Here is a 23,851-nt window from a genome sequence, read left to right on the forward strand (position 1 = left end):
CAGGGCGAAGCCCCAAAGCCCCAGGGGTGGGCCTGCCGCTGGGCCTGCAGGCCACGACGGGTCAAGCACCGAGGGGACCCACACACCACACGACCCACCCCCGAAGCTCCGGCAAACGACGGCACCCAAAGCTCCGGCGACCCAGCAAAGCACCACGCCCCCCTCCCGCCCCCCCACACACAAACCAGTGCCGGCCCGAAGTCGGCTTCGGACCGGCACCGTACCCGCGGCGGACGCGGGCGTCAGGGAGGGGGAGCGTCCGCCCCGGGGGCCTGTGAGGGGGCCGCCGGCCCCCGGTGTCTAGCGGCAGGCACGCCCGTCGTTGATGCAGCGCACCGCCCGGGCCATCAGCCCGTCCGACATCACGTTGATGAAGTCCCCGTGGTCGGTGACGGCCTTGTGCAGCTGCTCCGGGAAGCTGTCGACGGCGATCCGCGCCCCCGGCGGCACGCTGTACACGATCCGCTGCACCAGCTGCGGAATGGCGGTGAAGCCGTTGCCGCACCGGCCGTCGCGGGCCGCGGCGAAGGCCACGTGGGTGCGGTGGTTGGCGCTGTCGATGTTGCGGCCGTCCCAGCAGCTCTGGAAGGTGAAGGTGCGGACCACGTCGCTGCCGCGCGGGCAGACCGGGTACTTGTCCTTCAGCTGCCGGTTCTCGAAGCCGGTGCAGCTCCAGGAGGCGTTGGCGTTGGCCGTGCCGTTGGTGAAGGCCTTGGCGTCGCCGGTGATGATGCGGAGGAAGCGCGGCATCGCGGCGACCTTGCCGACGGGGCTGCCCTTGAACTGCAGGGTCACCTGCTTGGGGGTGAGGATCGTGCCGACGTTGGCGTCCTGCCCGCCACCGGGAGCGTTCGCGTCGCGTTCGCGGCGCCCGTCCCGCAGGCGCAGCACCGGCCAGTAGTAGGTGGACTGGTCGCCGTTGGTGCAGGTGGTGCCGGCCGCGGCGAGGCTGTCGTTGGTGGAGAAGGCGTCGGTGGAGACGTTGCCCACGTAGTCGTGCATGTGGTGGGCGCCGTTGCTGACGCCCGGCGCGACGATCACGTTGTCGGGGTTGAAGTGGCCGTTCCTGTTGCGCCCGCAGGACACGGAGAAGGACCCGGTGGAGGCGCCGTTGCGGTTCGCGGGGCGGCGGACGTTGGGCCGTACGGTCGTGATGGCGACGAAGTCGCGCCGCGAGGGACCGCTCCGGCTGCCGGCGGGGCCCTGCGCCCCGGAGCCACCCTGCTCCGCCTGGCCGGTCTTGACCGCGTCGGACTGCACGGAAGCCTGCTTCATGGTGCAGGCGCCGAGTCCCTCGATGTCCGAGGGGCGCCGGCTGAAGCGGCCGATGGCGTCGGCGACGCGGTCGATGCTCGCCTCCCGCTGCTGCTGGAGGTCATCGAGGAGCCGCGCCTCCTGGCCCGCCTGACCGCCACCCTGAGCGGCCTGGCCACCCTGGCCCGCCTGGCCACCCTGCCCCGCCTGCCCCGCGGCCAGCTTGGCGTACGCGTCCGCGAGTTGGGCATCGAGCTGGGCGAGGTTCGTGTCGACCTCGGCGCGGGCCTGGACGGGCACGTCGCGCAGCTGGTCACCGACGTCCGGGCAGTCGATGGTGGCCGTCACCACCGCCGTGCCGTCCTGACCGGGTATCCCCTCCTGCCCCTGCCCCTGGCCCTGTTCCTGCCCCTGCTGCTGACCTTGCTCGCCGCGGTCGCTGATGCCGGCGGACGCCTGCTGGGCGATGAACGTCGCGCCGCCCGCCCCGAGCGCCAGGACGGCGGTGAGGGCGAGGATCTTGCGGGGGAACCGCGGGCGTTTGTGGCCCTGTCGACTCGGTCGGCTCAATGCGATCACTTCACTTCGTCGGGAGGATGGGGGTGGTGGAGGCGGGGGTCGCGGCACCGGTGCCGGGCTGCGAGCCGCCGTCGAGCGCCTCGAAGTCCACGAGGCCGGTGTCCTCCAGGACCGTGATGTGGTCCAGGACCGTGGAGTTGGCGTCGGTGGCGAGCGCGCGGACCATGGAGTTCCGGGTCTGCGCCCGGACCTGCCCCACAAGGGCGAAGACCTTGCCGTGCGCCTGGCGCAGCAGGTGGACGAAGAGGCGCTCGTACGGGTCGCCCTGCGTCCGGTCGAGCTCGGAGAGCCAGCCCTGTTGCTGCTCGTTCGGCTGGTTGGGCAGGTCGAGGCCGAGCGCCTGGCCGGTTTCGATGGCGCGGCGGTCGAGTTCGGTGTGGCCCTCGACCAGGTGCTCCCCGACGGTGCGCACCGACTCACGCGTGCCGCGTTGCATCGCCTGGCGGCCGGCGGGCAGTTCCCACAGGCCGGCGAGCCGGACCCGGCGGACGAAGTCCCGGTCCTGGGCGGTCAGCGGCCCGTACGGCGTGCTCAGCGTGCCGGCGCCGTCGTCACCGGTGACCGTCGCGGCGGCGGCCGGGGAGCGTCCGCCGAACGCGTCCACCGGAATCAGCAGCGCGACCAGCGTGAGCGCCAGGGCGCCGATGACGACACCTCCGGCGAGCACGTGTCTCGTCGTGTCCGGCAGCCCGCCGATGGACCGTCGACGCAGTGGCAGCACGGTGCCCTCCTCGCTCCGGGTACCGGGCGGGGTGCACCACGCACCGCCGTCCCGGGGGGTGCGACGGGACGCTAGTCCCGCCCGAAGCCCCGGGCGGCAACTGCATCACCATCCGACAAACACCCGGACACCCGCACGATTCCCTGCTACATTCCCGCGCTCACCGCTCAGCGCGCACCACGTTCCGTCCGCAAGGAATGCCGTCAACGCGGCCTTCACAACCCCCCGTTGGAGGGAAGGCCGGAGCAACTCGGAGCGTTTCGGGTCCGGTTGCGACAGGGTTGGGCAGGTGCGTCGATCGCTTCTGCTGCCGCTGGTCGTGTCCGTGCTGCTGGCCGGTTCCGGGTGTATGGCCGTGGGGCGGGACGGTGGGGTGCCGCCGGCGGGTCCCGGCCCTCGGGGGCGGCCGCCCGTGCCGGTGGTGGCGCAGACCCCTGGGGCCGCGCGGGAGGAGTGGGGGCCCGTACCGCAGTTGTCGGCGGAGCCGCCCGTGGCGCCGCCGTGGACGGCGGAGCACCCGCAGAAGGCGGATCGCGTACAGAAGGCCGAACGCCTCCGGAAGGCCGAACCCCCGCGCAAGGCGCAGCGCCCCCGGAAGGCCGCCCCGGCGGCCGCGCGACCCGAGCAGCGGCGCAAGCCACCCCGGCGGGCCGTGCCCGTCCGCAGCCCGCGGCCCCGTCCGGTGCCGGCCCCGGCGCCGGGACGCGTCGACATGGCGCGGCTGTGCGCGCAGTCCCAGGGCATCACCTCGCCCGCCCTCACCCGCCTCTGCCGCGACGCCTACGGCCGCTGAACCGGAACCCCACAGCGGGACGGGCGGGTCCGGTCCCCGCCGCAGCGCCACAGCGCCCGGCCGCACCGCCCGCCGCGCCGCCCCGCCGTGACGGCGTTCGGGCGGCGCGGCGGGTACGGGATCAGCGGCCCAGGAGCTTCAGCATCCGCTTGCCCTCACGGGACTCCGAGAGGGTGCTCCACAGCTTGGCCGAGCTGGTGGAGGCGTAGACGCCCGGCGCACCCTGCTCCGCGCAGCCCTCGCCGTACGACACGATGCCGATCTGGTACGTACGGCCGGCCACCACGCGGAACAGCGGACCGCCGCTGTCACCCTGGCAGGAGTCCTTGCCCTCGACGCCGGCGCAGACGTTGACGGCCTGGTTGTAACCGGGGTACGTGGCCTTGCACTCGGGGTGCGACAGCAGCGGCACCGACACCCCGCGCAGCCGGTCGGGGTAGTGGGTCAGGTCGGTGTCGGTGTTGCCCCAGCCGATGACCTTGGCCTTGGCGCCGGGGCGCAGCAGGGCGTCGGTGCCGGCGGTGGGCAGCTTCACGGGAACGATGCCGGTGACCGGGCGCTCGAGTTCGAGCAGCGCCAGGTCGAAGGCCCCGTCGCCCTTGACGTAGCGGGGGTGGGACACGATCGAGCGGACCGAACGCAGCTGGCCCTGGCTCTTCTTGGACAGGACGGTGCGGCCGACGGTGACCTCCAGCTGCTTGGCCTTGGCACCGGTCACGCAGTGCGCCGCCGTGAGGATCACGTCGGGGCTGATGAGGCTGCCGCCGCAGAACTGGCGCTGCACGGGGCTGGCCGTGCCCTTGGACAGCAGGGCCGCCATCCACGGGTAGGCGCCGTCGGACTGCTCCTTGCCGCCGATGATGCCGACGGGCGCCTTGCCGCCGCCCGCGGGCGGGACGGGGCCCGCGGCGGCCGCGGTGGCGGCCGGTGCGATGAGCGCCAGGGCTGCGGCCGCGGCGGCTGCGAGGGAGGCTGTCCGGCGCGCGCGCCGGCCGGGCAGGATCTTGCTCATTGGGGGGTGGTCTCCTGTGTCTCGACGGGACGCCGGCGGCCCGTCCACTGCGGTGGCTCCGAACCGGCCGGCACGTACCGAGAGACGAGAGTGCGTTCGAGTTCCGGAGGTTCATTCCCCGGCCGGAATTCGCCGAAGGTCGTCCGAAATACGGTGAACCGCCCCGCCCCGCCCGAGCTCCCCCCGTTCCGGGATACTGGGCGGATGGACCGGATGGACCGGAGGCAGCGGGCCCTGACCCAGCTCTCCCGCCTGTCCCTCCCGGAGGACACCCGCACCTGGGCGGAGGCGGCCGCGCGGAGGAGGGTCAGGCGCAGGCGGTAACGCGGCGGCAGTCACGCCCAGGCGGTCACGCGGAGGGGGTCAGGCGACGGAGGAAGCGGCGGGTGCGGGATTCCGACGGGCGGTCCAGGACCTCGTGCGGGGTGCCGTGTTCGCGGACCACGCCGGCGTCCAGGAAGCACACCTGGTCGGCGACCTCGCGGGCGAAGGCCATCTCGTGGGTGGCCAGGACCATCGTCATGCCCTCGTCCTTGAGGCCGCGTACGACGGTCAGGACCTCGCCGACCAGTTCCGGGTCCAGGGCCGCGGTGATCTCGTCCAGGAGGAGCAGCCGGGGCCGTACGGCCAGGGCGCGGACGATGGCCGCGCGCTGCTGCTGGCCGCCGCTGAGGCGGTCCGGGTACGCGTCCGCCTTGTCGGCGAGGCCGAGGCGTTCCAGGAGTTCCCTGGCCCGCTCCTCCGCCTCGGCGCGCGTGAGGCGGTGGACCCGCTGCGGGGCGAGCGTGACGTTGTCGAGGACGCTCATGTGCGGGAAGAGGTTGTACGCCTGGAAGACGACGCCGATCCGCCGCCGCACGGCGTCCGCGTCGGCGCGCGGGTCGGTGATGTCCTGCCCGTCCAGGAGGATCGCCCCGTCGTCGATGTCCTCCAGCAGCGCGGCGCAGCGCAGCAGCGTCGACTTCCCCGAGCCGGAGGCGCCGATCAGGGCGGTCACGGTGTGGGGTGCCACGTCGAGCGTGACGTCGCGCAGCACCGGGGTGCCGTCGCGGCCGTAGGTCTTGCGGACGGACTCGAAGCGGAGCACCGGTTCCGGGCGGGCGTCGGCGGCGGTCATACGAGGCCTCCCTGGGCGCGGCGGCGTTCGGTGCGGGCGGTGATCCAGTCGGTGTACCGGGTCATCGGGATGGTGATCGCGACGAAGATCAGCCCGGCGACCACGTACGGGGTGAAGTTGAACTCCTTGCCGACGACGATCTGCGCCGCGTACACGGCCTCGACCACCCCGCCGATGGAGACCAGGCTGGTGTCCTTCTGGAGGGAGACGAGGTCGTTGAGGAGCGGGGGGACGACACGCCGTACGGCCTGCGGCAGGACCACGTACCGCAGGGTCTGGAGGCCGGACAGGCCGAGGGACCGGGCGGCGGCGCGCTGGGACGGGTGGACGGACTCGATGCCGGCGCGGAAGACCTCGGCGAGGTAGGCGGAGTACGTGATGACGAGCGCGATGCCGGCCAGGACGACGGGGTCGGTGGGGACGCCCTGGAGCCGGAGGGCCGGCACTCCGAGGACCATGCTGAGGATGTTGATGATGAGCGGCAGGCCGCGGAAGAAGTCGGTGTACGCGGCCGCCAGCACCCGGAGGGGCAGCAGGACCGGGCCCTTCAGGGTGCGGGCGACGGCGATCAGCATGCCCAGGACCAGGGCGGCCGAGCCGCAGACCACCAGGAGGCGGATGTTCAGCCACAGGCCCTGGAGGACGGCGGGGAGCGCCTCGCGGGCGTAGTGGAGGTCGAAGAAGGTCGCGCGGGTGCGGGGCCAGCCGGGCGAGTGGACGACGACGAGGACGAGCACGGCGCCGGTGAGGAGGGTGGAGGCGGTGGCGATGAGGGCGGCGCGGCGGGCGCGGGCCCGGCGTATCCGCTCGCGTTCGATGCGGCGGGCGGAGGGGACGTAGCGGTCGGCCTCCGGGTCGTGGGGGCCGTTCGGCGGCTGAGGCTCGCGCGGGGGCTGCGGGTCGTGAGGCTCGCGCAGGGTCTGCGGGTCACGCGGGGTCTGCGGGTCACGCAGGGTCTGCGGGGCCTGCGGCTCCTGCGGCTCCTGCGGCTCGCGCGGGGTGTGCTGTCGGGCGCGGTGGTGTTCCTCGGCGTCCGCGCCGTCCGCCGTCCCCCCGTCCTTCAGGCTCACTTCAGCACCGGCGCGGCGGCCGCGTCGGACAGCCACTGCTTTTCGAGGGCGGCCAGGGTGCCGTCCTCGCGGAGGCCGTCGACGGCGGCACTGACGCAGGCGGTGAGCCGGCTGCCCTTGTCGAGGACGAGGCCGAACTGCTCCGGCTCACCGGCGGTGGGCTCGAACTGGCCCACGATCTTCGCCTCGGGCACCTCGGCTGAGGTGATGTAGAAGGCGGTGGGCAGGTCCACGACGATGGCGTCGACCTGGCCGTTGCCGAGGGCGGCCTTGGCGAAGTCGTTCTTCTGGAAGACCGCGGGCTGCTGCGCCGGCTTGATCTGCTCGTTGATCACGTCGAGGCTGGTGGTGCCCACCTGGGCGCCCAGCTTGGCCGACTTGAGGTCGGCGAGGGTCTTCGCGCCGGCCGCCTTCGAGGTCTTGAGCGCGATCACGGCCTGCCGGACGTCGTAGTAGCCGGACGAGAAGTCCACGGCCTTGCGCCGGTCGTCGCTGATCGAGACCTGGTTGACGTCGAAGTCGAAGGTCTTGGCGCCGGGTGCGAAGGAACTGTTGAAGGGGACGGTGGTCCAGGTGACGTCGGAACGCGCGAAGCCGAGGCGTTCGGCCACCGCGTAGGCCACGGCGGACTCGAAGCCCTTGCCGTTCGACGGGTCGTCGTCCTGGAACCAGGGTGCGTACGCCGGCTTGTCCGTGCCGACGGTCAGCCTGCCCGACTGCCGGGTCGCGAGCGTGCCCTTCGCGCAGGCCCCCTGGGTGCCGGTGGCGGAGGGCGCGGCCTTGGGGTCCTGGGGTTCGGGCTGCGGGGCGCAGGCCGTCGCGGTGGCGAGGGCGAGTGCGGCGGCGCAGGCGAGACGGCGGAGTACGGGGTCGGTGAGACGCATGGCCGGAGGTTCGCAGTGCCCGGGCGGGTCTGTCCAGGCCGCCCCGTGGATCGTTCACATCATGGGACGAGCATTGCGGGAGTGTGAACGGGCCTGCTGCCGGGAGGCGTTGTGTGGCGTACGCGGCGACGCTCCGGTCCCGGCCTGTGGCTCGCCCACCGGTTGACCTCAAGTCTGCTTGAGGTCCTACGGTCGAGGCCGCGTCCCGGACTCACCGTCGGGCGCCACCCAGGGGAAGGAAGAGCCGGCATGACCGAGAACACCCGGCCCGAGCCCGCCACGACAGAACCGGCCGAAGGGGCCGGCGGGGCCGGAGGGGCTGCGGCACCCGGCGAGGGGGTGGTCCCCGAGCGCTACCTGCGCTCCGTGGTGCCGCACATCGCGGTGGCCGACGCCGTCGCGGCGATCGACTTCTACCGGCGTGCGTTCGGCGCCCGCGAGGACTTCCGCGTGGACGCCCCCGGCGGCGGGGTGCTGCACGCGGAGGTCTCGATCGGCGGCTCGGTGCTGATGCTGGGTGACGTGAGCACCGAGGAGGCGGAGGGCGCCGCCTTCGCCTCGCCGGCGGCACTGGGCGGCGGGACGACCGTGACGCTGCACGTGTTCGTCCCGGACGTCGACGCCCTCGCGGCGCGGGCGGCGGCTGCCGGAGCGGAGGTGGTGCAGACGCCGAAGGACATGTTCCACGGGGACCGCACCGCCGTCCTGCGGGACCCTTCGGGGCACCTGTGGGTGTTCCTGACACATGTGGAGGACGTCCCCGAAGAGGAACTGCGGCGCCGTCTGGCCGCGACGGGGTGAGCCGGCCCGCCGGCGCGGGGAGGGGAGGGAGGCGGGAGGCTGCGGGACGGGGCGGGACGGGGCGAGACGAGGCGGAGGGCCGGCCGTCAGCGGCCGGGGACGGCCGGTATCGCACAGCGCGGGCCGGCGCCGGGCGGGGGCGGCCGGTATCGCACAGCGCGGCCGGCACCGGACGACGAGCGCCGACCGGCAGCGGGCGGGCCGGTCGGCAGCAGACAGGCAGGGCGGTCGGCAGCAGACAGGGCCTGCCCGCACCGCCCAGCCCGGCAGGCAGCGGGCGGGGGCAGCCGGCACCGGGCAGAGGCGGCCAGCGGGGGCACCGGGCACGGGCGGCCGGCAGCAGGCGCAGGCGCCACCGGGGGCCAGCCGGCAGCGGACAGTGGCGGCCGGCACCGGGCAGGGGCGCGTGGCGCGTGGTCAGCCCAGGATCCTGCGCAGGGCGGGGGCCGCCAGGGTGGCCAGGGTCGCGCCGTCCTGCGGGTCCGTCAGGGCCGCCCGGGCCGCCCGGGCCGCCCAACGCAGGAGGGCGAGGGTGAGGTTGGGGTCCGGCGGCGGGCTGTGCGCGGTCAGGGTGGGCAGGACATGCGTGTCGTCGAGGAGGGCGCGTACGAGGAGCCCCTCGCCGAAATCGGCCTCCATCGGGTCCGGGAGGCGGCCCAGCCAGGACAGCAGGGCCAGGGTCCGCTCCGCCGCGTCGGGTACGGACTCCACGAGGCGGTCCCGCAGCGTGGCGACGCGCGCCTCCGGGAGGCGGCCCGCGTCGAGTCCGGACAGCTCCGCCAGCGCGGGCCGGAGCGCGTCCGGCACACCGCGTCCGGCCAGCAGCCCGGCGCCGTGCGGCCCCGGGCCCGCCTGACGGACCTGCGGACGCCCCTCGCGCAGCCCCAGCGCGACCGCGAGCCGGGACGAGAACCGGGCGACGACACCCGGGGCCCCGTGCCGGGCCAGCAGCAGCGCGAGCCCCACCGGGTCGGCCACCTCCAGGTCGTCGCCGAACCGGCCGCGTTCCCAGGAGACCGAGTCGACACCGTGCAGACTCGCCCGGCCGAGGGGCTCGCCGCCGGCGTCGTGCAGGCTGAGCGTGAATCCGCCGGGGCAGCGGCAGACGCCTCCGGTGAAGCGGCCGCGCGTCGAGAGGGAGCGCAGTTCCGCGAGCGGCCCGGCGCCCTCGATCCAGCCCAGCAGCGGCCGCTCGTCGAGCGGGTCCGCGCCCTCGCCACCGGCCAGCACCTGTACGAGGCGGGTACGCGCCCACACCTCCGCCAGCCAGCCCTCCACCGGCCTCCGCCGGTTCGTACGTCCCCCGTCACGTCCGCCGTCCACGGGGCGGTCCGGCGTGGCCGGTTGCCCCTCGTCGCGGCGCCCGGCGGCCGGAGTCCGGTCCGCACCGGGCACGCCCACGGTCGCCCCGTCCACCCCAGGCACGCCCACCGTCGACTCATCCACCCCAGGCAAGCCTGCCCACGCCCCGTCAGCCCCGGCCCCGTCGGCAGCAAGTACGTGGGCGGGACCTCCCGCAACGCCCCGGGCCCCAGGCTTCGCCGTGGTGCCCGCGCCCGTCGGCCCCCTGTCCCCACCCGGGTCCGCGGGGCTGCCCGCACCACCCGCGCCCGCGCCTCCGCCCGACCCGCCCGCGCCCGACCCGCTCGCGCTCCCCCCACGGCCCGCGCCCAGCCGCCCGCCCGTGCCGCGCCCGTCCGCCCCCCGCATCGCCACCGCCCCGCTCCCCTCGTTCCGGCCGTGCGGCCGATCGTACGGCGGGCCGGTCCGACGGCGGCCCGCTGGTAAAATGGCCTCACGCTTCGAACGTCGGGGCCCGTACCCAGGGGGTACGGGCCCCGGTGCGTTCCGGGCGCCCGATCGAGGAAGGTTCCCCATGAACGCGAAGGCCGACGCCGGTTCCGGTGCCCAGGACGAGCGCCCGCAGGCGGACGCCACGGACGCCACCACCCCGCCCGTCGCCGGGTTCGGCGAGCTGGGGCTGCCGCCCGAGCTGCTGGTCACGCTGGCGGGGGCGGGCGTCACGGAGCCGTTCCCGATCCAGGCGGCCACCCTGCCGCACGCGCTGGCCGGCCGGGACGTGCTCGGCCGGGCGCGCACCGGCTCGGGCAAGACGCTGGCCTTCGGTCTGGCACTGCTGGCCCGTACGGCGGGCCGCCGGGCGGAGGCGAAGCGGCCGCTCGGGCTGGTCCTCGTACCCACCCGCGAGCTCGCGCAGCAGGTCGCGCACGCGCTGGAGCCCCACGCGCGGGCGCTGAAGGTGCGGCTCGCCACGGTGGTCGGCGGCCTGTCGACCGGTCACCAGGTCAAGGAGCTGCGGGCCGGGGCCGAGGTGGTCATCGCCACGCCCGGCCGCCTCACCGACCTGGTGGGGCGCCGCGACTGCCACCTGGACCGGGTGCGGATCACGGTGCTGGACGAGGCGGACCGGATGTGCGACATGGGGTTCGGGCCCCAGGTCACCGAGCTGCTGGACCGCGTACCGACGGGCGGGCAGCGGATGCTGTTCTCAGCCACGCTCGACGGCGAGGTGGACGACCTCGTCCACCGCTACCTCCAGGACCCGGTGCCGGCCGCCGTCGACGAGCCCGACGGGGCGCCCGACGCTCTGGAGCACCACCTGCTGACCGTTCCGGCGGCGGAGAAGTACGTGACGGCGACCGAGATCGCGGCCCGCGACGGGCAGGTCCTCATGTTCCTGGCCAGCAAGGCGGGCGTGGACCGGTTCACCCGCGACCTGCGCGCCGCCGGCATCAAGGCCGCGGCGCTGCACAGCGGCAAGTCCCAGCCGCAGCGTACGCACACGCTGGAGCAGTTCCGCAACGGCGAGGTGACCGCGCTGGTGGCCACCGACGTGGCGGCCCGCGGCCTGCACATCGAAGCGCTGGAACTCGTCGTGAACGTGGACGCGCCCACCGACCCCAAGGACTACCTGCACCGCGGCGGCCGCACGGCCCGCGCGGGCGCGGCCGGCAGCGTGGTCACGCTGGTCACGCCCGCCCAGCGGCGCGAGGTGAAGGAGATGCTGTCGGCGGCGGGGGTCCGGGCGACGGTCACTCAGGTGGGCCCCGGCTCGCCCGACCTGGCACGCATCACCGGCGCCAAGCGTCCGCCCGTCGCGGCCGCGGGCGGAGTGGGTGGCCAGGGCAGGCCGGGTGGCGCCGGCAAGCCGGGCGGTACGGGAAAGCCCGGCGGCGGAGCCAAGTCCGGGGACGACGCCAAGGCGGGACGCGGCGCGGCCTTCCGGGGCATCGGGACCGGCGGCTCCGGCCGCCAGGGCCAGTCCCGCAAGACGAGCGAGGCCCGTGCGCTCGCGGAGGCCCGCCGCGCAGCCCGCGTACGCAAGGGCCGCTGACCGGCGGCGGCGCCGCCCTTCGGCCGCCGCGCGCAACCGGCTGCACGGTGCCCGCGGCTCCACGGCACCTGTGGCCCACGGAGCCGGCGACTGCTCGACGCAAGTGGCTCCGGCTCGCCCGCGGCGCCGTACGCACGACGCCTTCGCACGGACCGCGCCTCCGTACGTACGGCACCTCCGCACCGGCCGCACCTCCGTACGGACCGCACCTCCGTACGTACGGCACCTCGGCGTGAACCACGTCTCCGATGAGCGTGCGACTGCGCAGGCGCCGCCGCCTCCCGCCGGACCAACCGGCCGTCGGCGGGCGTGAATTCACTGGCCCGGCCGTGCCCGGCCGGACAGAATGCGGGGGCCGCCAGGATCCCGGCGGTCGCCCCCGCACACCCCAGGAGCCCCGCCATGACCGCGCGCCCCCACGCCCACGCGAGCCTCGACGGTCTCGTCCTGGGGGACGCCTTCGGGGACCGGTGGTTCCTGCCCTCCGACGAGCCCGCCGAGGAGCTGTGGGCGGCGCGGGACGCCCGTCCCGCGCCCTGGCACTGGACGGACGACTCGGCGATGGCGCTGGTCCTGTTCGCCCATCTCACCGTGCACGGCGAGGTACGACAGGACCGGCTGGCCACGGACTTCGCCGCGGAGTACGCCCGCGACCCGGGCCGCAAGTACGGCCCCTCCATGCACGGCGTGCTGGAGCGGTTCGGCCGGGGCGAGGACTGGCGGACCGTGACGACCGCGCAGTTCGGCGGCCAGGGATCGCACGGCAACGGAGCCGCCATGCGCGTCGCGCCGCTGGGCGCCTGGTTCCGGGACGACCTGGCCGCCGCGGCCGAGCAGGCGAGGCTGTCCGCGCTCACCACCCACGCCCACCCCGAGGCGGTCGCGGGCGCGGTGGCCGTGTCCGTCGCGGCCGCGCTGGCCGCGGCCGGCGCGGACCACGCGGTCGTGGCCCGGGCCGAGTTCCTGCGGGAGGTCGCCTCCCACGTGCCGGAGAGCGATGTACGGTCGCGGCTCGTGGTGGCCGCGGGCTTCCCCGGGCGGACCTCGGTGCGCCACGCGGCCTCGGTGCTCGGCTCCGGCACACTGCTGTCGGCCCAGGACACGGTTCCGTTCGCCCTGTGGGCGGCGGCCGGAAGCCCGGACGACCTGGCCGCGGCGCTCTGGCTTACGGTCGGCGGGTGGGGTGACCGGGACACGACCTGCGCCATCGCGGGCGGCGTGGTCGCGGCGCGGACCGGCACGGGTGGCGTGCCCGCCTCGTGGCTGCGGGCCCGGGAGGAGATCCCGGTCCGGTACGGGTGGGACGCGGACCTGGCCGCCGGGTACGGACAAGGCTCCGCCCCGGCCGCGACCGGCCGCCGTGGCACCCTGGGCGCATGAAGATCGCCGCCGCTCAGCTCGGGTGCGTTCCCGGGGACGTGACGGCCAACGTCCGCCGCCTCGTCTCCCTCGCCGCCGCGGCGCGCGACGAAGGGGCGGAGCTGGTCGTCTTCCCGGAGCTGGCCCTCACCGGGTACGAGCTCGGGGCCTTGGCCGCGGACCCCGCCCTCTGGGTGACGCCGGACGACCCACGGCTGGACCCGCTGCGCGGGGTCGGCGCCGCCGTGGTGGTCAACTGCGCCCTGCGCAACGGTGGTTCACGTCCCGCTCTGGCCTCGCTGGTGTACGGCGCGGACGGCGAGCCGGTCACCTCGTACGCCAAGCAGCACCTGTACGAACAGGAACGCGACGTCTTCGAGGCGGGCGACCGGGACGGCCGCTTCGAGCTCGGGGGGATCGGCTTCGCCCTGGCCACCTGCTTCGACAACCACTTCGAGGACCTGACCGGCCGCGGCGCCGCCGACGGCTGCCGGGTCCACCTCGCGAGTTCCCTGTACGGCACCGGCGGCGGCGCTCAGGAGCGCGCCACCGTCTACCCGGGCATCGCACGGTCGACGGGCATGTACGTGGTGCTGGCCAACCACGTCGGCCCGGCCGGGCCGTGGACCGGCTGCGGCGGCTCGGGCGTGTGGGCGCCGGGCGGCGCGCTCGTCGCCGAGGCGGACGCGTCCACGACGATGTACGTGGTGGCCGAGGTGCCGGGGGCCGGGCAGGGCTGAGGCGCCGCCGGCGGGCTCCGGGGCCCGCGACCGACACGCCGCCGCCCCGCCGTCGGACCTCCGCGGCCCGCTCGGTGGCCCGCTTGGCACGCCACACGAGTCGGGGCCGGACCACCGGAGCTGGACCACGGCGGAGCGCAGCACGTACGACAGGCACTGCGTCGCCGGCGACCCGGGCGGGCACAACCCGGCCCGGCCCGTCAGGCCGCGTCGGCCCGGGGGACGGTGTCGGCGTCGGGGACCACGTCGGCCCCGGGGGCGGCGACGGACGCTTCGCCGACGGACTCCGGCCCGTTGAGCAGCGGGCCGACGAGCTCGGCCCGCTCGGCCCGGTCCGGCGTGGCGAGGGCCGCCGAGAGGAGGGCGATACGGGCCTGGGCGGCGCGCAGCGTGCCGGTGAGCCGCCCGCCCGCCGCGGCCAGGTCGACGGCGCCGCCGCCGGTGTACAGCGCGGCGAGCGGTCCCGCGGGGACCCGGGTGGTGACGGCCACCAGCACGCCGGAGGCCACCGCCCGGGTGACGGCCGCGACGAAGTCGGGGGTGGCGTTGCCGGCACCGGTGGCGACCAGGACGACGCCCTGCGCCCCGGCGGCGAGGGCGGCCTCGAAGAGGACCGGGTCCGCGTCGCTGTGGTGGGTGACGATGTCGACGCGGGGCAGGTCGCCGGCCGCGTAGTCGGCGGCGTACGCGGCGGCCGGCAGCGGCAGGGCCGCCGGGCGGGCGGGGGCGCGCCGGATGTCGACGCGGCTGAAGCCGACCTTGCCCAGCGGCGGGGCGGAGGGGTCGGAGAACGCGTCGACGGCCAGGGTCTGGGTCTTGAGGGTGCCGCGGGCGCCGTGGACCATGCCGTCGAAGACCACCAGGACGCCCAGGTCGCGGACGGTCGCGGCGACCTGGAGGGCATCGCTGAGGTTCGAGGGCCCGTCGCCCTCGCCGGTGCCGAAGGGGAGCTGGGCGCCGGTCAGGACCACCGGGCGGGGGTCGGCGTGGTGCAGGTCGAGGAGGAAGGCGGTCTCCTCCAGGGTGTCCGTGCCGTGGGTGATGACGATGCCGTCGACGCCCGGGTCGGCCAGGGTCTCGTGGACCGTGCGCAGCAGGGCGAGCTGGTGGCGCGTGGTCATGTTGGAGCTGTTCACGTTGAACAGGTCCACGACCTCGACGGAGAGGCCGTCGGGCAGGGCGGCGCTGGCCAGGACGTCGCCGCCGGCCGCGTCGGCGGCGTAGCCCGATCCCTGCCAGCGGCTGGCGATCGTGCCGCCCGTGCTGATGAGAACGATCCGGCGGTCGTCGTGTGCGCGCGTCGTCATGTGTGTCTGCCTCGGTGGTGCCGTCGTGGGGTGGTCCGGGTGGCCGGCCGCAAGGATAGGACAGTTCCCGCGCAATGCGATTGCGAAAATGACCACATTTGATCATCGATCGTCGTTGATAATTGTGTGATGGACCGGATCGACCGAAGTATCCTGCGCGAGCTCCAGCACGACGGCCGCCTGACGAACCAGGAGCTGGCCCAGCGCATCGGCCTGAGCGCCTCCGCCTGCATGCGCCGGGTGCGGCAGCTGGAGCAGGACGGCGTGATCCAGGGCTACCGGGCGGTGATCGACCCGGACGCGGTGGGGCGCGGTTTCGAGGTGCTGGTGTCGATCGAGGTGCGCCGCGACCGCCGGACGGTCGAGGCCTTCGAGGAATCCCTGCGGGACATCCCCGACGTGATCGAGGCCTACCGGCTGTTCGGCAGCCCGGGCTGCCTGCTGCGCATCGCGGTCGCCGACCTGGCCGCGTACGAGCAGCTGTGGATCGAGCGGCTCACCGCACTGGACGGAGTCACCGAGGTCAACTCCCAGATCATCATGAAGCGGGTCAAGGATCCCCGCGGGCTGCCCATCGACTGAGGCCCCGGCGGACGGTGGCCCCGCGGACGGTGGCGACTCCTTGCCCATCGGCGAATGGCTGGTGGCCGGGGCGACGGCCCGGAGGGCGAACACGAGGACCGGGAGCCCGCCGGTCACGGACTGTCCGGCCGACGGGGCACCGGCCGGGAAGCGTGCGATGCCACCGATGGCGCTGTCAACTTCGGCCATCACGACCAAGTCCCTGCCGCTGATCCCGATCGGCCCGGTCCTCGCCGCCCTGTATGACGTCGTCTTCCGGTTCGCCATCGTCAGGTTCGGCCTCCCCGACCACCGGCCGGGAACACGGGGCGACGGCGCCGCGGACACCGGTGCCGGCGACCCGCGGCCCTGACCCCGGCCGCCTGCCCGTACGCCCGAAAGGAACCCACCCCATGTCCGCGTCCCGCATCCCCTTCCACCAGGGCCAGAACGACCAGGGCGCCGCGCTCGCCCGCGTGGCGGCCCGCGTCCGCGCCGCGCTCGCCGAGCCCGCCGCCGAACGCCTCCTCACCGCCCGCCGTCCCCTGTTCACCGGCATCGGCGCCTCCTACGCCGCCCTCGCCCTCCCCGTCCGGCAGCTGCGCGAGCAGGGCGTCGTCACCCAGCGCGTGCTGGCCAGCGAGATCGAGGACGGCCTCAGCGGCTTCGAGGCGGACGTGCTGGTCGCCGTCTCGCAGGGCGGCCGCAGCTCCGAGACGCTCGCCGCGGTCCGCAACGCCCCCGCCGGCACGCCCAGGGCGGCCCTGCTGAACGTCGTACCCGCACCGCTCTCCCAACTCGCCGACGTCACCGTGGGCCTGGGCAACGAACCCGACTCGCACGCGTCCACCGTCGGCTACACCGGGACCCTCGTCGCCCTCGACCTGATCGCCGGCGCTCTCACCGGCCGCCCCGAACGGGTGGATCCGTGGCGGGACATCGCATCCCTTACGGGCGAAGTCCGGTCCCGCACAGCGGAGATGGCCGCCGCCCTGCGCTCCCGCGCGGCGGGCTGCGTCGCGGCGGACGTGGTCGCCGCGGGCGCCTCCCGCGCCTCGGCCGAGGAGGGCGCCCTGCTGCTGCGGGAGGTCGTCCGGATGCCGTCGGCCGCCTCTGCCACCCGCAACTACCTGCACGGCGCGATGGAGTCCGCGGGCAACACCCTGCACGTGATCGTCGGTTCGGGCCGCGAGCTGGCCCTGGCCCGCTCCCTCGCCGGGGCCGGCCACACCACCCTGCTGGTGACCACCGCGGGCGCCGACGCGGAGGTCAGCGTCCCCGACCTCTCCGTGATCCGACTGCCCGCCTGCGCAGAGGCCGCCCGCGTGGTGCTGGAGACCGTGGTGCTCCAGGAGCTGGTGGCCCAGCTGAGCGAGGAGCGCGGGGTGCCCGTCGACTCCTTCGTGTTCGCCAACGACGACACCAAGGAGGGCGGCGTGGACCCGGGCGACTTCGAGGTCGCCTCGCCGGTCACCGCCGGCTGACCGCCGCCGCGTCACCCCGGCGCCGCGCCGTCCCGGTGCGGCGCCGTCCCGGTGCGGCGCCGTCCCGGTGCGGCGCCGTCCCGGTGCGGCGCCACCCGGCCCCGTGCCGACCGCCCGCCCCCCTGCGCGCCACCCGGTCCGGCCGCACCATGGACGGGTCGGGCTTTGTGGCTGCGGGCACCATAGGAGGGCGCCACCCCCGCGCCTAACCTCCCGGACACCGAGATCGGCACACGCCGGGACACCCGGGAGGGTCCACATGAGATGGTCGCGCGCTGCCCGCTTCCGCCCACTGGCGGTCCTGCTCCTGCTCCTGGGAGCGGCCCTGGCACCCCCGGCCGTCGCGGCTCCGACCGGTGCGGCCGCCGCCGTTCCCCCCGCCGTGCCGGGCGAGCTCCGCCCGTACGACATCACCGGCGTCTACAGCGCGGGAGTCTCGTCCGGCGGTTACCTGGCCACCCAGCTGCACGTCGCGTACTCCGGCACCTTCGGCGGCTCGGCGGCCTTCGCCTCCGGCCCCTACGGCTGTGCCCGCGGCAGTCTGAACACCGCCCTCAACGCCTGCATGGACACCCTCCAGGACCTCGGCCTCGACCAGCTGGAGCGGACCGCCCGCGACTGGTCCGCCCAGGGCCTGATCGACCCGGTCGCCAACCTCTCCGGCGACCCCGTCTACCTCTTCAGCGGCACGGGCGACACCACCGTCCGGCAGCCGGTCTCCGACGCGCTCGCCACCTGGTACGGCCGCTTCGGCGCCCGCGTCAGGTACGAGGACCAGGTCGCCGCCGGGCACGCCTGGATCAGCCCGCGCGGCCCCAACTCCTGTTCCGTCACCCAGAAGCCGTGGCTCAACGACTGCGGGTTCGACGCCGAGCGCGACCTCCTCGGGCACCTGCTCGGCACGGTCACCGCCCCGGCCGCGGCGCCCGGCGGGAGCCTGATCGCGTTCGACCAGAACCGGTACGCGACCGGCGGCCGGGCCGCGGCCCACTCGCTGGACGAGACCGGCTACGCGTACGTGCCCACCGCCTGCGCCGACGGCGCCCCCTGCACCCTGCTGGTCGCACTGCACGGATGCAAGCAGGGGTACGCGTACCAGGGCTTCGGCCGCCAGTTCATCGACGGCGCGTACCTCAACGAGTACGCGGACACCAACCGGATGGTCGTCCTGTACCCGCAGGCCGTGCCGACCGCGACGCTCGACAACCCCAACGGCTGCTGGAACTGGTGGGGTTACCTCGGCGACACGGCCCACGCGCGGCACGGCGGCGGCCAGATCGAGGCCGTGATGGGCATGGTCCGCGCCCTCGGCGGCGGTCCCACGACTCCCCCGCCCGCCGGCAACCGGCTCGTCCTGCCCAGCGTGGACGCCGAGGACGGGTACGTGAAGGCGGCGGCCGACGGCACCGGCGCGTCCGTCGGCACGTTGGAGGGCAGCTACGGCCAGGCCGTGGGCCGGGGCTCCGACGGCCGGTACAACCGCACCCTGCTCTCCTTCGACACCTCCCGGATCCCGGCGGGCGCGCGGGTGACCCGCGCCTACGTGACGGTCACCCGCAGCAGCGGCTCCGGCGACCCGTGGGCGAGCCCGGCCGGCAACCGGCTGGTGGCGGACGTCCGTACGGGCTGCTTCGGCGGGTGCGGGGTCGAGGCGGCGGACTGGACCGCCGCCCCTACGGTGGCGGGCGCCGCGGTCGTCACGCCGTTCTCCTCGGGCTCCGCGGCGTCCTCCGACCTCTCACCCGCCGGCCTCCAGGCCCTGCACCGCACCGGGACCACCCAGGTCCGCCTGCGCTTCGAGGCGCCCCAGACGAGCACGGCGTACCTGTTCCTCAACCACGGCACCCGCGCCACGCTCACGGTCGAGTACGAGTAGCCCCCGCCCCCCGCCTCAGCCTCCGCCCCCGCCCCGCCTCCGCCCCCGCCTCCGCCGCAAAAGCCCAGCCCCCGCCCCGGCCCGCGCCGCCCCGCCCGACTCCCCGAAGTCGCGTCGGATTGCGGCCGCCCCCGAACCCGCGGGCCCTCCGCGCGTGCACCGGGGCAGGAGCCCCTGCCCCCGCCAGGGGGCGGGCGGTACGGCGAAGAGGAGTGGTCGGGATGGATGGTTTCCGGACGTTCCGGGTGCCGGCCGTGGTGGCCGGCACGGCGGCCGACGAGGCCCTGGGGCGGGAGCTGGTCCGGGCCTGGCGGCGGGACGGCATCTTCCAGGTGGCCGCGGACCCGGCGCAGGAGGCCCGCACGCGGGCCGCGCTGGCGGCGGCCCGCCGGTTCTTCGAGCTGCCCCGGGCGGAGAAGTCCTCGCTGGTCAGCGATGTTTCGTACGCCGGCTACATCGCCTCCGGCGAGGAGCTCACGGCGGGCGAGGCGGACGCTTCTGAGATCTTCACGATCACGCCCGACCTGCCGCCCGGCCACCCCCGCGTACGGCGGGGGTGGCCGGCGCACGGGCCGGTGCCGTGGCCCGGCACCGGCTTCCGGTGCGCCATGGAGGCGTACCTCGGGGGCGTGGGCCGGCTGGGCGACCGGCTGCTGCGGCTGGTGGCGCTCGGCCTGGGCCTCGGGCCGGGCGGCGCGGCCGGGTTCGGGCGGCTGACCCGGGACGGCTGGCACCACATGCGGGTGCTGCGGTTCCCGCCGGGGTCGGCGGGGGCGGGGCGGCGCGGGATCGGCTCGCACACGGACTACGGGCTGCTCGTGATCGCCGCCCAGGACGAGGTGGGCGGCCTGTTCGTGCGGCCCCCTGTGCCCGGTGAGGCGCGGCCGCGGAACTGGCGGGAGGACGAGAGCTCGGCGGGCCTGTGGGAGGACGAGCCCGGCTGGCGGTACGTCGCCCCGGCGCCCGGCGTCCTCACCGTGTTCCCGGGCGACATGCTGCAGTTCCTGACGCGCGGGGCGCTGCTGTCGACGCCGCACCGGGTGCGGCTGGCGGACCGGGAGCGGTTCACGCTGGCGTACTTCCACGAGCCGGAGTTCGACGCGGTGGTGCGTCCGCTGGGCGCGGGGCCGGGGGACGAGGCCATCCACTACGGGGCGCACTTCACGCGGATGTTCATGCGCTGCTACCCGGACCGGGTGACCACCCGGCGGATCCTGGCGGAGAACCGGCTGGCACGGCTGGCGGGCGGGGCCGGGGGCCCCGGTGGGGGTGGGGGCCTCGGTGGGGGTGGGGGCCCCGGTGGGGGTGGGGGCCTCGGTGGGGGTGGGGCGGGCGGCCGTACGGTGCGGCAGCCCGCCCCCGGGGAGACCGGTCCGCCTTCGGTCGTCAGTGCCCGAAGGTGAACCAGTTGACGTTCACGAAGTCGGCCGGCTGGCCGCTGGTGAAGGTCAGGTAGACGTCGTGCGTCCCGGTGACCGCCGCCATGTTGGCGGGCACCGTCCGCCAGCTCTGCCAGCCGCCCGTGCCGGCGAGGGCGAAGCTGCCGATCGGGGCGCTGGTGCGGGAGTCGAGGCGTACCTCGACCAGGCCGCTCACCCCGCCCGCCGCGCCGCTGGCGACGCGGCCGACGAACTGGCGGGCGGGTGTGGTGCCGAAGTCGACCTGCCGGTACAGGGCCCAGTCGCCGTTGGCGATGGAGGCGATGTTCCGGCCGCCGCCGCTGTCGGTGGTGGTCTCGGTGGTCAGGCCCGCCTGCCCGTCGTACGCCTCGGCCTGGAGGGTGGTGTAGGCGTCGCGGGTGCCGCCGGGCGGCGGGGTGGTGGGGGGTGTGGTCGGGGGCGTGGTCGGCGGGGTGCTGCCGCCGGGCCCGCTGCTGAGCACCGTCACGTAGTCCACCAGCATCGGGTGGCCGGGGACCGTGCCGCCGTCGGGTCCGCCGCCGAAGGCGTCGGGGAAGCCGCCGCCCATGGCCACGTTCAGGATCAGGAAGTAGCCGTGGTCGGTGGCGTCCGCCCAGACCGTCGCGGGCACCTGGTCCTGGCGCACGGTGTGGTAGACGGTGCCGTCCAGGGAGAAGCGCATCTGCTGCGGGCTGGTGCTGCGGTCCCACTCCACGGCGTACGTGTGGAAGCCGGCCTGGCAGGAGACCGGTGCGCAGACGCGCTGGCCGCCGATGCCGGAGGTCTCGTTGCACGGGCCGCCCGGGCTGGTGCCGCAGTGCATCGTGGCCCAGACCTGGTTCATGCCCTGGACGTTTTCGAGGATGTCCAGCTCGCCGATGCCGGGCCAGTTCCACCAGTTGCCGCGGTACGGCGCGCCGAGCATCCAGAAGGCTGGCCAGTAGCCCTTGGCGGCGGGCCCGGTGACGTTCGGCATCTGAATACGGGCCTCGACGCGGAGCTTTCCGCCGGCCGGGGGCTGGAAGTCGGAGCGGCGGGTCTCGACCCGGCCCGAGGTCCAGCGTCCGGCGGCGTCGCGCAGCGGGGTGATGCGCAGGTTGCCGCCGCCGTCGAGGGAGACGTTGGCCGGGTCCGCGGTCATCGTCTCGATCTCGCCGGTGCCGAAGTTGGCGGGGCCGCCGGGGTAGCTCGTGCCGGTGGTGTACTGCCAGTCGGCGGTGTCGATCCCGCTGCCGGCGGGCCCGTCGAACTCCTCCAGGAAGACGGTGGTCCAGCCGGGCCCGGGGGCCGGGGCGCTGGCGTTGGCGGGCAGCGAGGCCGTGGTGACGGCCGCGGCGGCCGCCAGCAGCAGGGCGCCGGCCGCCAGGGTGGCGCGGCGTAAGGGGCCGGGGCGTACGCGTGTCTCGCTCATCTCGCTCATGGGCACCTCTCGGTGGGGGAAGGGGGGTGCTTCGGGGAATGGGGGGCTCCGGAATGTGGGAGCGCTCCCAGTGCGGCCGCGCGACCACTGTGCTCGCCCGCCCGCCGCAGGGCAAGAGGTGAACACAAAGAATCCGGAAGGGAGTTGGCCCGTTCACTTCGTGAACTCCGGAGCCGGGGCGCACGGGTACGTGACCACCGGGGCCGCACGATCGTTTCACCGGCTGTCCCGCACGCGCTCAACAGGGAGGTCGGCGCGTTGTCGCTCTGGCTGCTCAACCATCTCGACACCGTCACCCTCACAGTGCTCATGGTCGGCGTGCTGATCGTCCTGGCCGTGGCCGGCAGCCTGGTGGCCCGCCGCCGCTTCCCGCACCTGGCGGAGGGCGAGCACAACGAGATGGTGGGCGTGGTGCTGGGGATGTTCGGCGCGATCTACGGGATCATCCTGGCCTTCGTGGTGGTGACGCTGTGGACCCAGCTCGACCACACCCAGCAGGTGGTGTCCAGGGAGTCGACCGACCTGGCGCTGGTCGTGCGCACCACCCGCGTCCTGCCGCCCGCCGAGCGGGAGCGGGTGCACCGGGCGGTGGGCGAGTACGTGCACTCGGTGGTGGAGGTGCAGTGGCCGAGGATGCGCTCCGGCGAACCGGCCTTCTCGGCCACGTCGTCCCGGGTGGAGGCCATGTACGACGCCCTGCAGGCGTACGAGCCGGTGACCGCGCGGGACGAGGTGTTCTACGAGCAGGCCGTGGCCAGCCTCAACGACGCCGTCGCCCAGCGCCGCGAGCGGATCAGCCTGGCCCAGGCCGAACTCCCCACCCTGCTCAAGGTGCTGGTGTTCGGCGGCGCGCTGGTCATCATCCCGCTGACCTTCCTGTTCGGGCTGCGCAGCCTGCGCATGCAGCTCCTGTTCGTCACGGCGGTCGCGGCCCTGATCGGCTTCAGCCTGCTGCTGGTCCTCGTCCTGGACCGACCCTTCGCGGGCGAACTGGCCGTGAGCCCCGCCCCCTACAAGGAGGGCGCCCTGTCGAAGTTCTGGCCGGAACGGGCATGAAGCCCGGCGCTCGCCCCCCCTCGGACGCAGACGCGTTGGTGCCGGGCCGGGGCGGGGCAGGCTTGGGGGGGTCGGCGGGGCAGGCGCGAAGAAGCGGAAGCGGAGGGCGTGTGGTGGAGGACAGCGCGGTCGAGGTGCGGCCCGTGGCCGGGTACACCGGTGCCGAGGTCGTCGGGCTCGACCTGGCGAAGCCCCTGTCGGACGCGGAGGCGGCGGCGGTCCGGGCCGCCCTGCTGCGCTGGAAGGTGCTGTTCTTCCGGGGCCAGCACCTGGACCACGAGGCGCACCTGGTCTTCGCCCGGCGGTTCGGCACACCCGTGGCACCGTCCCGGCGGGGCAGCGTGTCGCCGCCGGAGTTCCCGGAGATCGAGACGACGGCCGACCGCCTGGAGCTGGGCGGCCGTTACGGCATGGACCGCGCGGAGTGGCTCGACCGCCGCCGGCACACGCTGCTGCGCGGCTGGCACTGCGACCACGGCGCCCGGATCGACCCGCCCGCCGCGAGCATCCTGCGGGCCGAGGCGGTGCCGGCGTACGGGGGCGACACCTGCTGGTCCAACCTGGCGGCGGCGTACGCGGGGCTGTCGGCGCCGCTGCGGTCGTTCGTGGACGGGCTGCGGGCCGAGCACCGGCTCGGGGTCGGCTACCAGCCACGGCCGGGTGACGACGCGTACGTACGCCATCTGCTGGACCACCAGCAGGCCTCGCACCACCCGCTGGTGCGGGTGCACCCGGAATCGGGCGAGCGGCTGCTGTTCGTCAACGGCTACTACGTCGAGCAGATCCTGGGCCTCAGCAGGGCCGAGAGCGCGCCCCTGCTGGAGCTGCTGCTGGAGCAGGCCGTCCGGCCCGAGTACACCGTCCGGTTCCGCTGGGAGCCGGGGGACGTGGCCTTCTGGGACAACCGGGCCACCGTCCACCTCGCCCCGAACGACACGGGCGTGGCGGACGGTCCGCGCGTGATGCACCGGGTGATGCTGGCCGGCGAGGTCCCGGTGGGGGTGGACGGCAGGCCGTCGGAGCCGGTGACGGGGACGGCGCCGGGGCGGTGGTGACGCGCGT

General features: G+C 75.0%; 21 protein-coding genes. 12 read left to right on the top strand and 9 right to left on the bottom strand.

Annotated features, from left to right (window positions below):
- Positions 1-300: 300 nt before the first annotated feature.
- Both ACIF6F_RS32305 and ACIF6F_RS32310 read right to left on the bottom strand, forming a co-directional pair.
- Positions 301-1,824, bottom strand: a complete 1,524-nt coding sequence (locus tag ACIF6F_RS32305; RefSeq protein ID WP_399955204.1) for a DUF1996 domain-containing protein — start codon at positions 1,822-1,824, stop codon at positions 301-303.
- Positions 1,825-1,834: 10 nt separating this feature from the next.
- The gene (locus ACIF6F_RS32310) at positions 1,835-2,554 is read right to left on the bottom strand and encodes a DUF4142 domain-containing protein (protein ID WP_399955207.1); all 720 of its coding nucleotides are present in this window, start codon (positions 2,552-2,554) and stop codon (positions 1,835-1,837) included.
- 289 nt (positions 2,555-2,843) lie between these two features.
- Between ACIF6F_RS32310 and ACIF6F_RS32315 the strand changes: the two genes are divergently transcribed.
- Positions 2,844-3,347, top strand: a complete 504-nt coding sequence (locus tag ACIF6F_RS32315; RefSeq protein ID WP_399955210.1) for a hypothetical protein — start codon at positions 2,844-2,846, stop codon at positions 3,345-3,347.
- A gap of 121 nt (positions 3,348-3,468) precedes the next feature.
- Here ACIF6F_RS32315 and ACIF6F_RS32320 read toward each other — a convergent pair whose 3' ends face one another.
- The 4 genes from ACIF6F_RS32320 to ACIF6F_RS32335 all read right to left on the bottom strand — a co-directional run bounded on the left by ACIF6F_RS32320 (position 3,469) and on the right by ACIF6F_RS32335 (position 7,430).
- Entirely contained in the window at positions 3,469-4,359 is an 891-nt protein-coding gene (locus ACIF6F_RS32320) for a S1 family peptidase (RefSeq protein ID WP_399955213.1), read from the bottom strand.
- 349 nt (positions 4,360-4,708) lie between these two features.
- Entirely contained in the window at positions 4,709-5,476 is a 768-nt protein-coding gene (locus ACIF6F_RS32325; RefSeq protein ID WP_399955216.1) for an amino acid ABC transporter ATP-binding protein, read from the bottom strand.
- Positions 5,473-6,294 (bottom strand): amino acid ABC transporter permease, encoded by an 822-nt coding sequence (locus tag ACIF6F_RS32330; protein WP_399955443.1) that lies wholly within the window; start codon positions 6,292-6,294, stop codon positions 5,473-5,475. The genes ACIF6F_RS32325 and ACIF6F_RS32330 overlap by 4 nt, the downstream gene beginning before the upstream one ends.
- 248 nt (positions 6,295-6,542) lie before the next feature.
- Positions 6,543-7,430, bottom strand: coding sequence for an ABC transporter substrate-binding protein (locus ACIF6F_RS32335; RefSeq protein ID WP_399955219.1), 888 nt, complete (start codon positions 7,428-7,430; stop codon positions 6,543-6,545).
- 249 nt (positions 7,431-7,679) lie between these two features.
- Here ACIF6F_RS32335 and ACIF6F_RS32340 point away from each other — a divergent pair, with 249 nt between their 5' ends.
- Positions 7,680-8,231, top strand: a complete 552-nt coding sequence (locus tag ACIF6F_RS32340; protein ID WP_399955222.1) for a VOC family protein — start codon at positions 7,680-7,682, stop codon at positions 8,229-8,231.
- A 417-nt stretch (positions 8,232-8,648) separates the two neighbouring features.
- On the opposite strand, the gene ACIF6F_RS32345 is transcribed toward ACIF6F_RS32340, so the two are convergent.
- Positions 8,649-9,677 carry a hypothetical protein gene (locus ACIF6F_RS32345; protein WP_399955225.1) on the bottom strand — a complete coding sequence of 343 codons (1,029 nt, stop codon included), beginning with the start codon at positions 9,675-9,677 and terminating at the stop codon, positions 8,649-8,651.
- A gap of 430 nt (positions 9,678-10,107) precedes the next feature.
- On the opposite strand from ACIF6F_RS32345, the gene ACIF6F_RS32350 reads away from it, so the two are divergent.
- The 3 genes from ACIF6F_RS32350 to ACIF6F_RS32360 all read left to right on the top strand — a co-directional run bounded on the left by ACIF6F_RS32350 (position 10,108) and on the right by ACIF6F_RS32360 (position 13,685).
- Positions 10,108-11,586 (top strand): DEAD/DEAH box helicase, encoded by a 1,479-nt coding sequence (locus ACIF6F_RS32350; RefSeq protein ID WP_399955228.1) that lies wholly within the window; start codon positions 10,108-10,110, stop codon positions 11,584-11,586.
- Between the two features lie 402 nt (positions 11,587-11,988).
- Complete coding sequence (locus ACIF6F_RS32355; RefSeq protein WP_399955231.1) at positions 11,989-12,966, top strand: ADP-ribosylglycohydrolase family protein; 978 nt, start codon at positions 11,989-11,991, stop codon at positions 12,964-12,966.
- Positions 12,963-13,685, top strand: a complete 723-nt coding sequence (locus tag ACIF6F_RS32360; protein WP_399955235.1) for a carbon-nitrogen hydrolase family protein — start codon at positions 12,963-12,965, stop codon at positions 13,683-13,685. The genes ACIF6F_RS32355 and ACIF6F_RS32360 overlap by 4 nt, the downstream gene beginning before the upstream one ends.
- A 200-nt stretch (positions 13,686-13,885) precedes the next feature.
- On the opposite strand, the gene ACIF6F_RS32365 is transcribed toward ACIF6F_RS32360, so the two are convergent.
- Positions 13,886-14,992: an asparaginase gene (locus ACIF6F_RS32365; protein WP_399955238.1), complete on the bottom strand. Its 1,107-nt coding sequence runs from the start codon at positions 14,990-14,992 to the stop codon at positions 13,886-13,888.
- A 129-nt stretch (positions 14,993-15,121) separates the two neighbouring features.
- Here ACIF6F_RS32365 and ACIF6F_RS32370 point away from each other — a divergent pair, with 129 nt between their 5' ends.
- The 5 genes from ACIF6F_RS32370 (at position 15,122) to ACIF6F_RS32390 (ending at position 20,316) form a co-directional block, all read left to right on the top strand.
- Positions 15,122-15,574 (top strand): Lrp/AsnC family transcriptional regulator, encoded by a 453-nt coding sequence (locus tag ACIF6F_RS32370; RefSeq protein ID WP_399955241.1) that lies wholly within the window; start codon positions 15,122-15,124, stop codon positions 15,572-15,574.
- Between the two features lie 166 nt (positions 15,575-15,740).
- Complete coding sequence (locus ACIF6F_RS32375) at positions 15,741-15,926, top strand: hypothetical protein (protein ID WP_399955244.1); 186 nt, start codon at positions 15,741-15,743, stop codon at positions 15,924-15,926.
- Positions 15,927-15,966: 40 nt separating this feature from the next.
- On the top strand, positions 15,967-17,037 hold the full coding sequence (locus ACIF6F_RS32380; RefSeq protein WP_399955247.1) for an SIS domain-containing protein: 1,071 nt from the start codon (positions 15,967-15,969) through the stop codon (positions 17,035-17,037).
- 259 nt (positions 17,038-17,296) lie between these two features.
- The gene (locus ACIF6F_RS32385) at positions 17,297-18,913 is read left to right on the top strand and encodes a PHB depolymerase family esterase (protein WP_399955250.1); all 1,617 of its coding nucleotides are present in this window, start codon (positions 17,297-17,299) and stop codon (positions 18,911-18,913) included.
- A 221-nt stretch (positions 18,914-19,134) separates the two neighbouring features.
- A complete protein-coding gene (locus tag ACIF6F_RS32390) occupies positions 19,135-20,316 on the top strand; it encodes a 2-oxoglutarate and iron-dependent oxygenase domain-containing protein (RefSeq protein WP_399955253.1) in 1,182 nt (393 codons plus the stop codon).
- On the opposite strand, the gene ACIF6F_RS32395 is transcribed toward ACIF6F_RS32390, so the two are convergent.
- The gene (locus ACIF6F_RS32395; RefSeq protein ID WP_399955255.1) at positions 20,300-21,733 is read right to left on the bottom strand and encodes a glycoside hydrolase family 16 protein; all 1,434 of its coding nucleotides are present in this window, start codon (positions 21,731-21,733) and stop codon (positions 20,300-20,302) included. The genes ACIF6F_RS32390 and ACIF6F_RS32395 overlap by 17 nt on opposite strands.
- A 258-nt stretch (positions 21,734-21,991) precedes the next feature.
- Between ACIF6F_RS32395 and ACIF6F_RS32400 the strand changes: the two genes are divergently transcribed.
- A complete protein-coding gene (locus ACIF6F_RS32400; RefSeq protein ID WP_399955258.1) occupies positions 21,992-22,789 on the top strand; it encodes a DUF4239 domain-containing protein in 798 nt (265 codons plus the stop codon).
- 110 nt (positions 22,790-22,899) lie between these two features.
- Positions 22,900-23,844, top strand: coding sequence for a TauD/TfdA dioxygenase family protein (locus ACIF6F_RS32405; RefSeq protein WP_399955261.1), 945 nt, complete (start codon positions 22,900-22,902; stop codon positions 23,842-23,844).
- The last annotated feature ends 7 nt before the right edge of the window (positions 23,845-23,851 follow it).

Origin of the sequence: Streptomyces sp. NPDC086023 (genome assembly GCF_044540325.1) — a bacterium.
GTDB lineage: Bacteria > Actinomycetota > Actinomycetes > Streptomycetales > Streptomycetaceae > Streptomyces.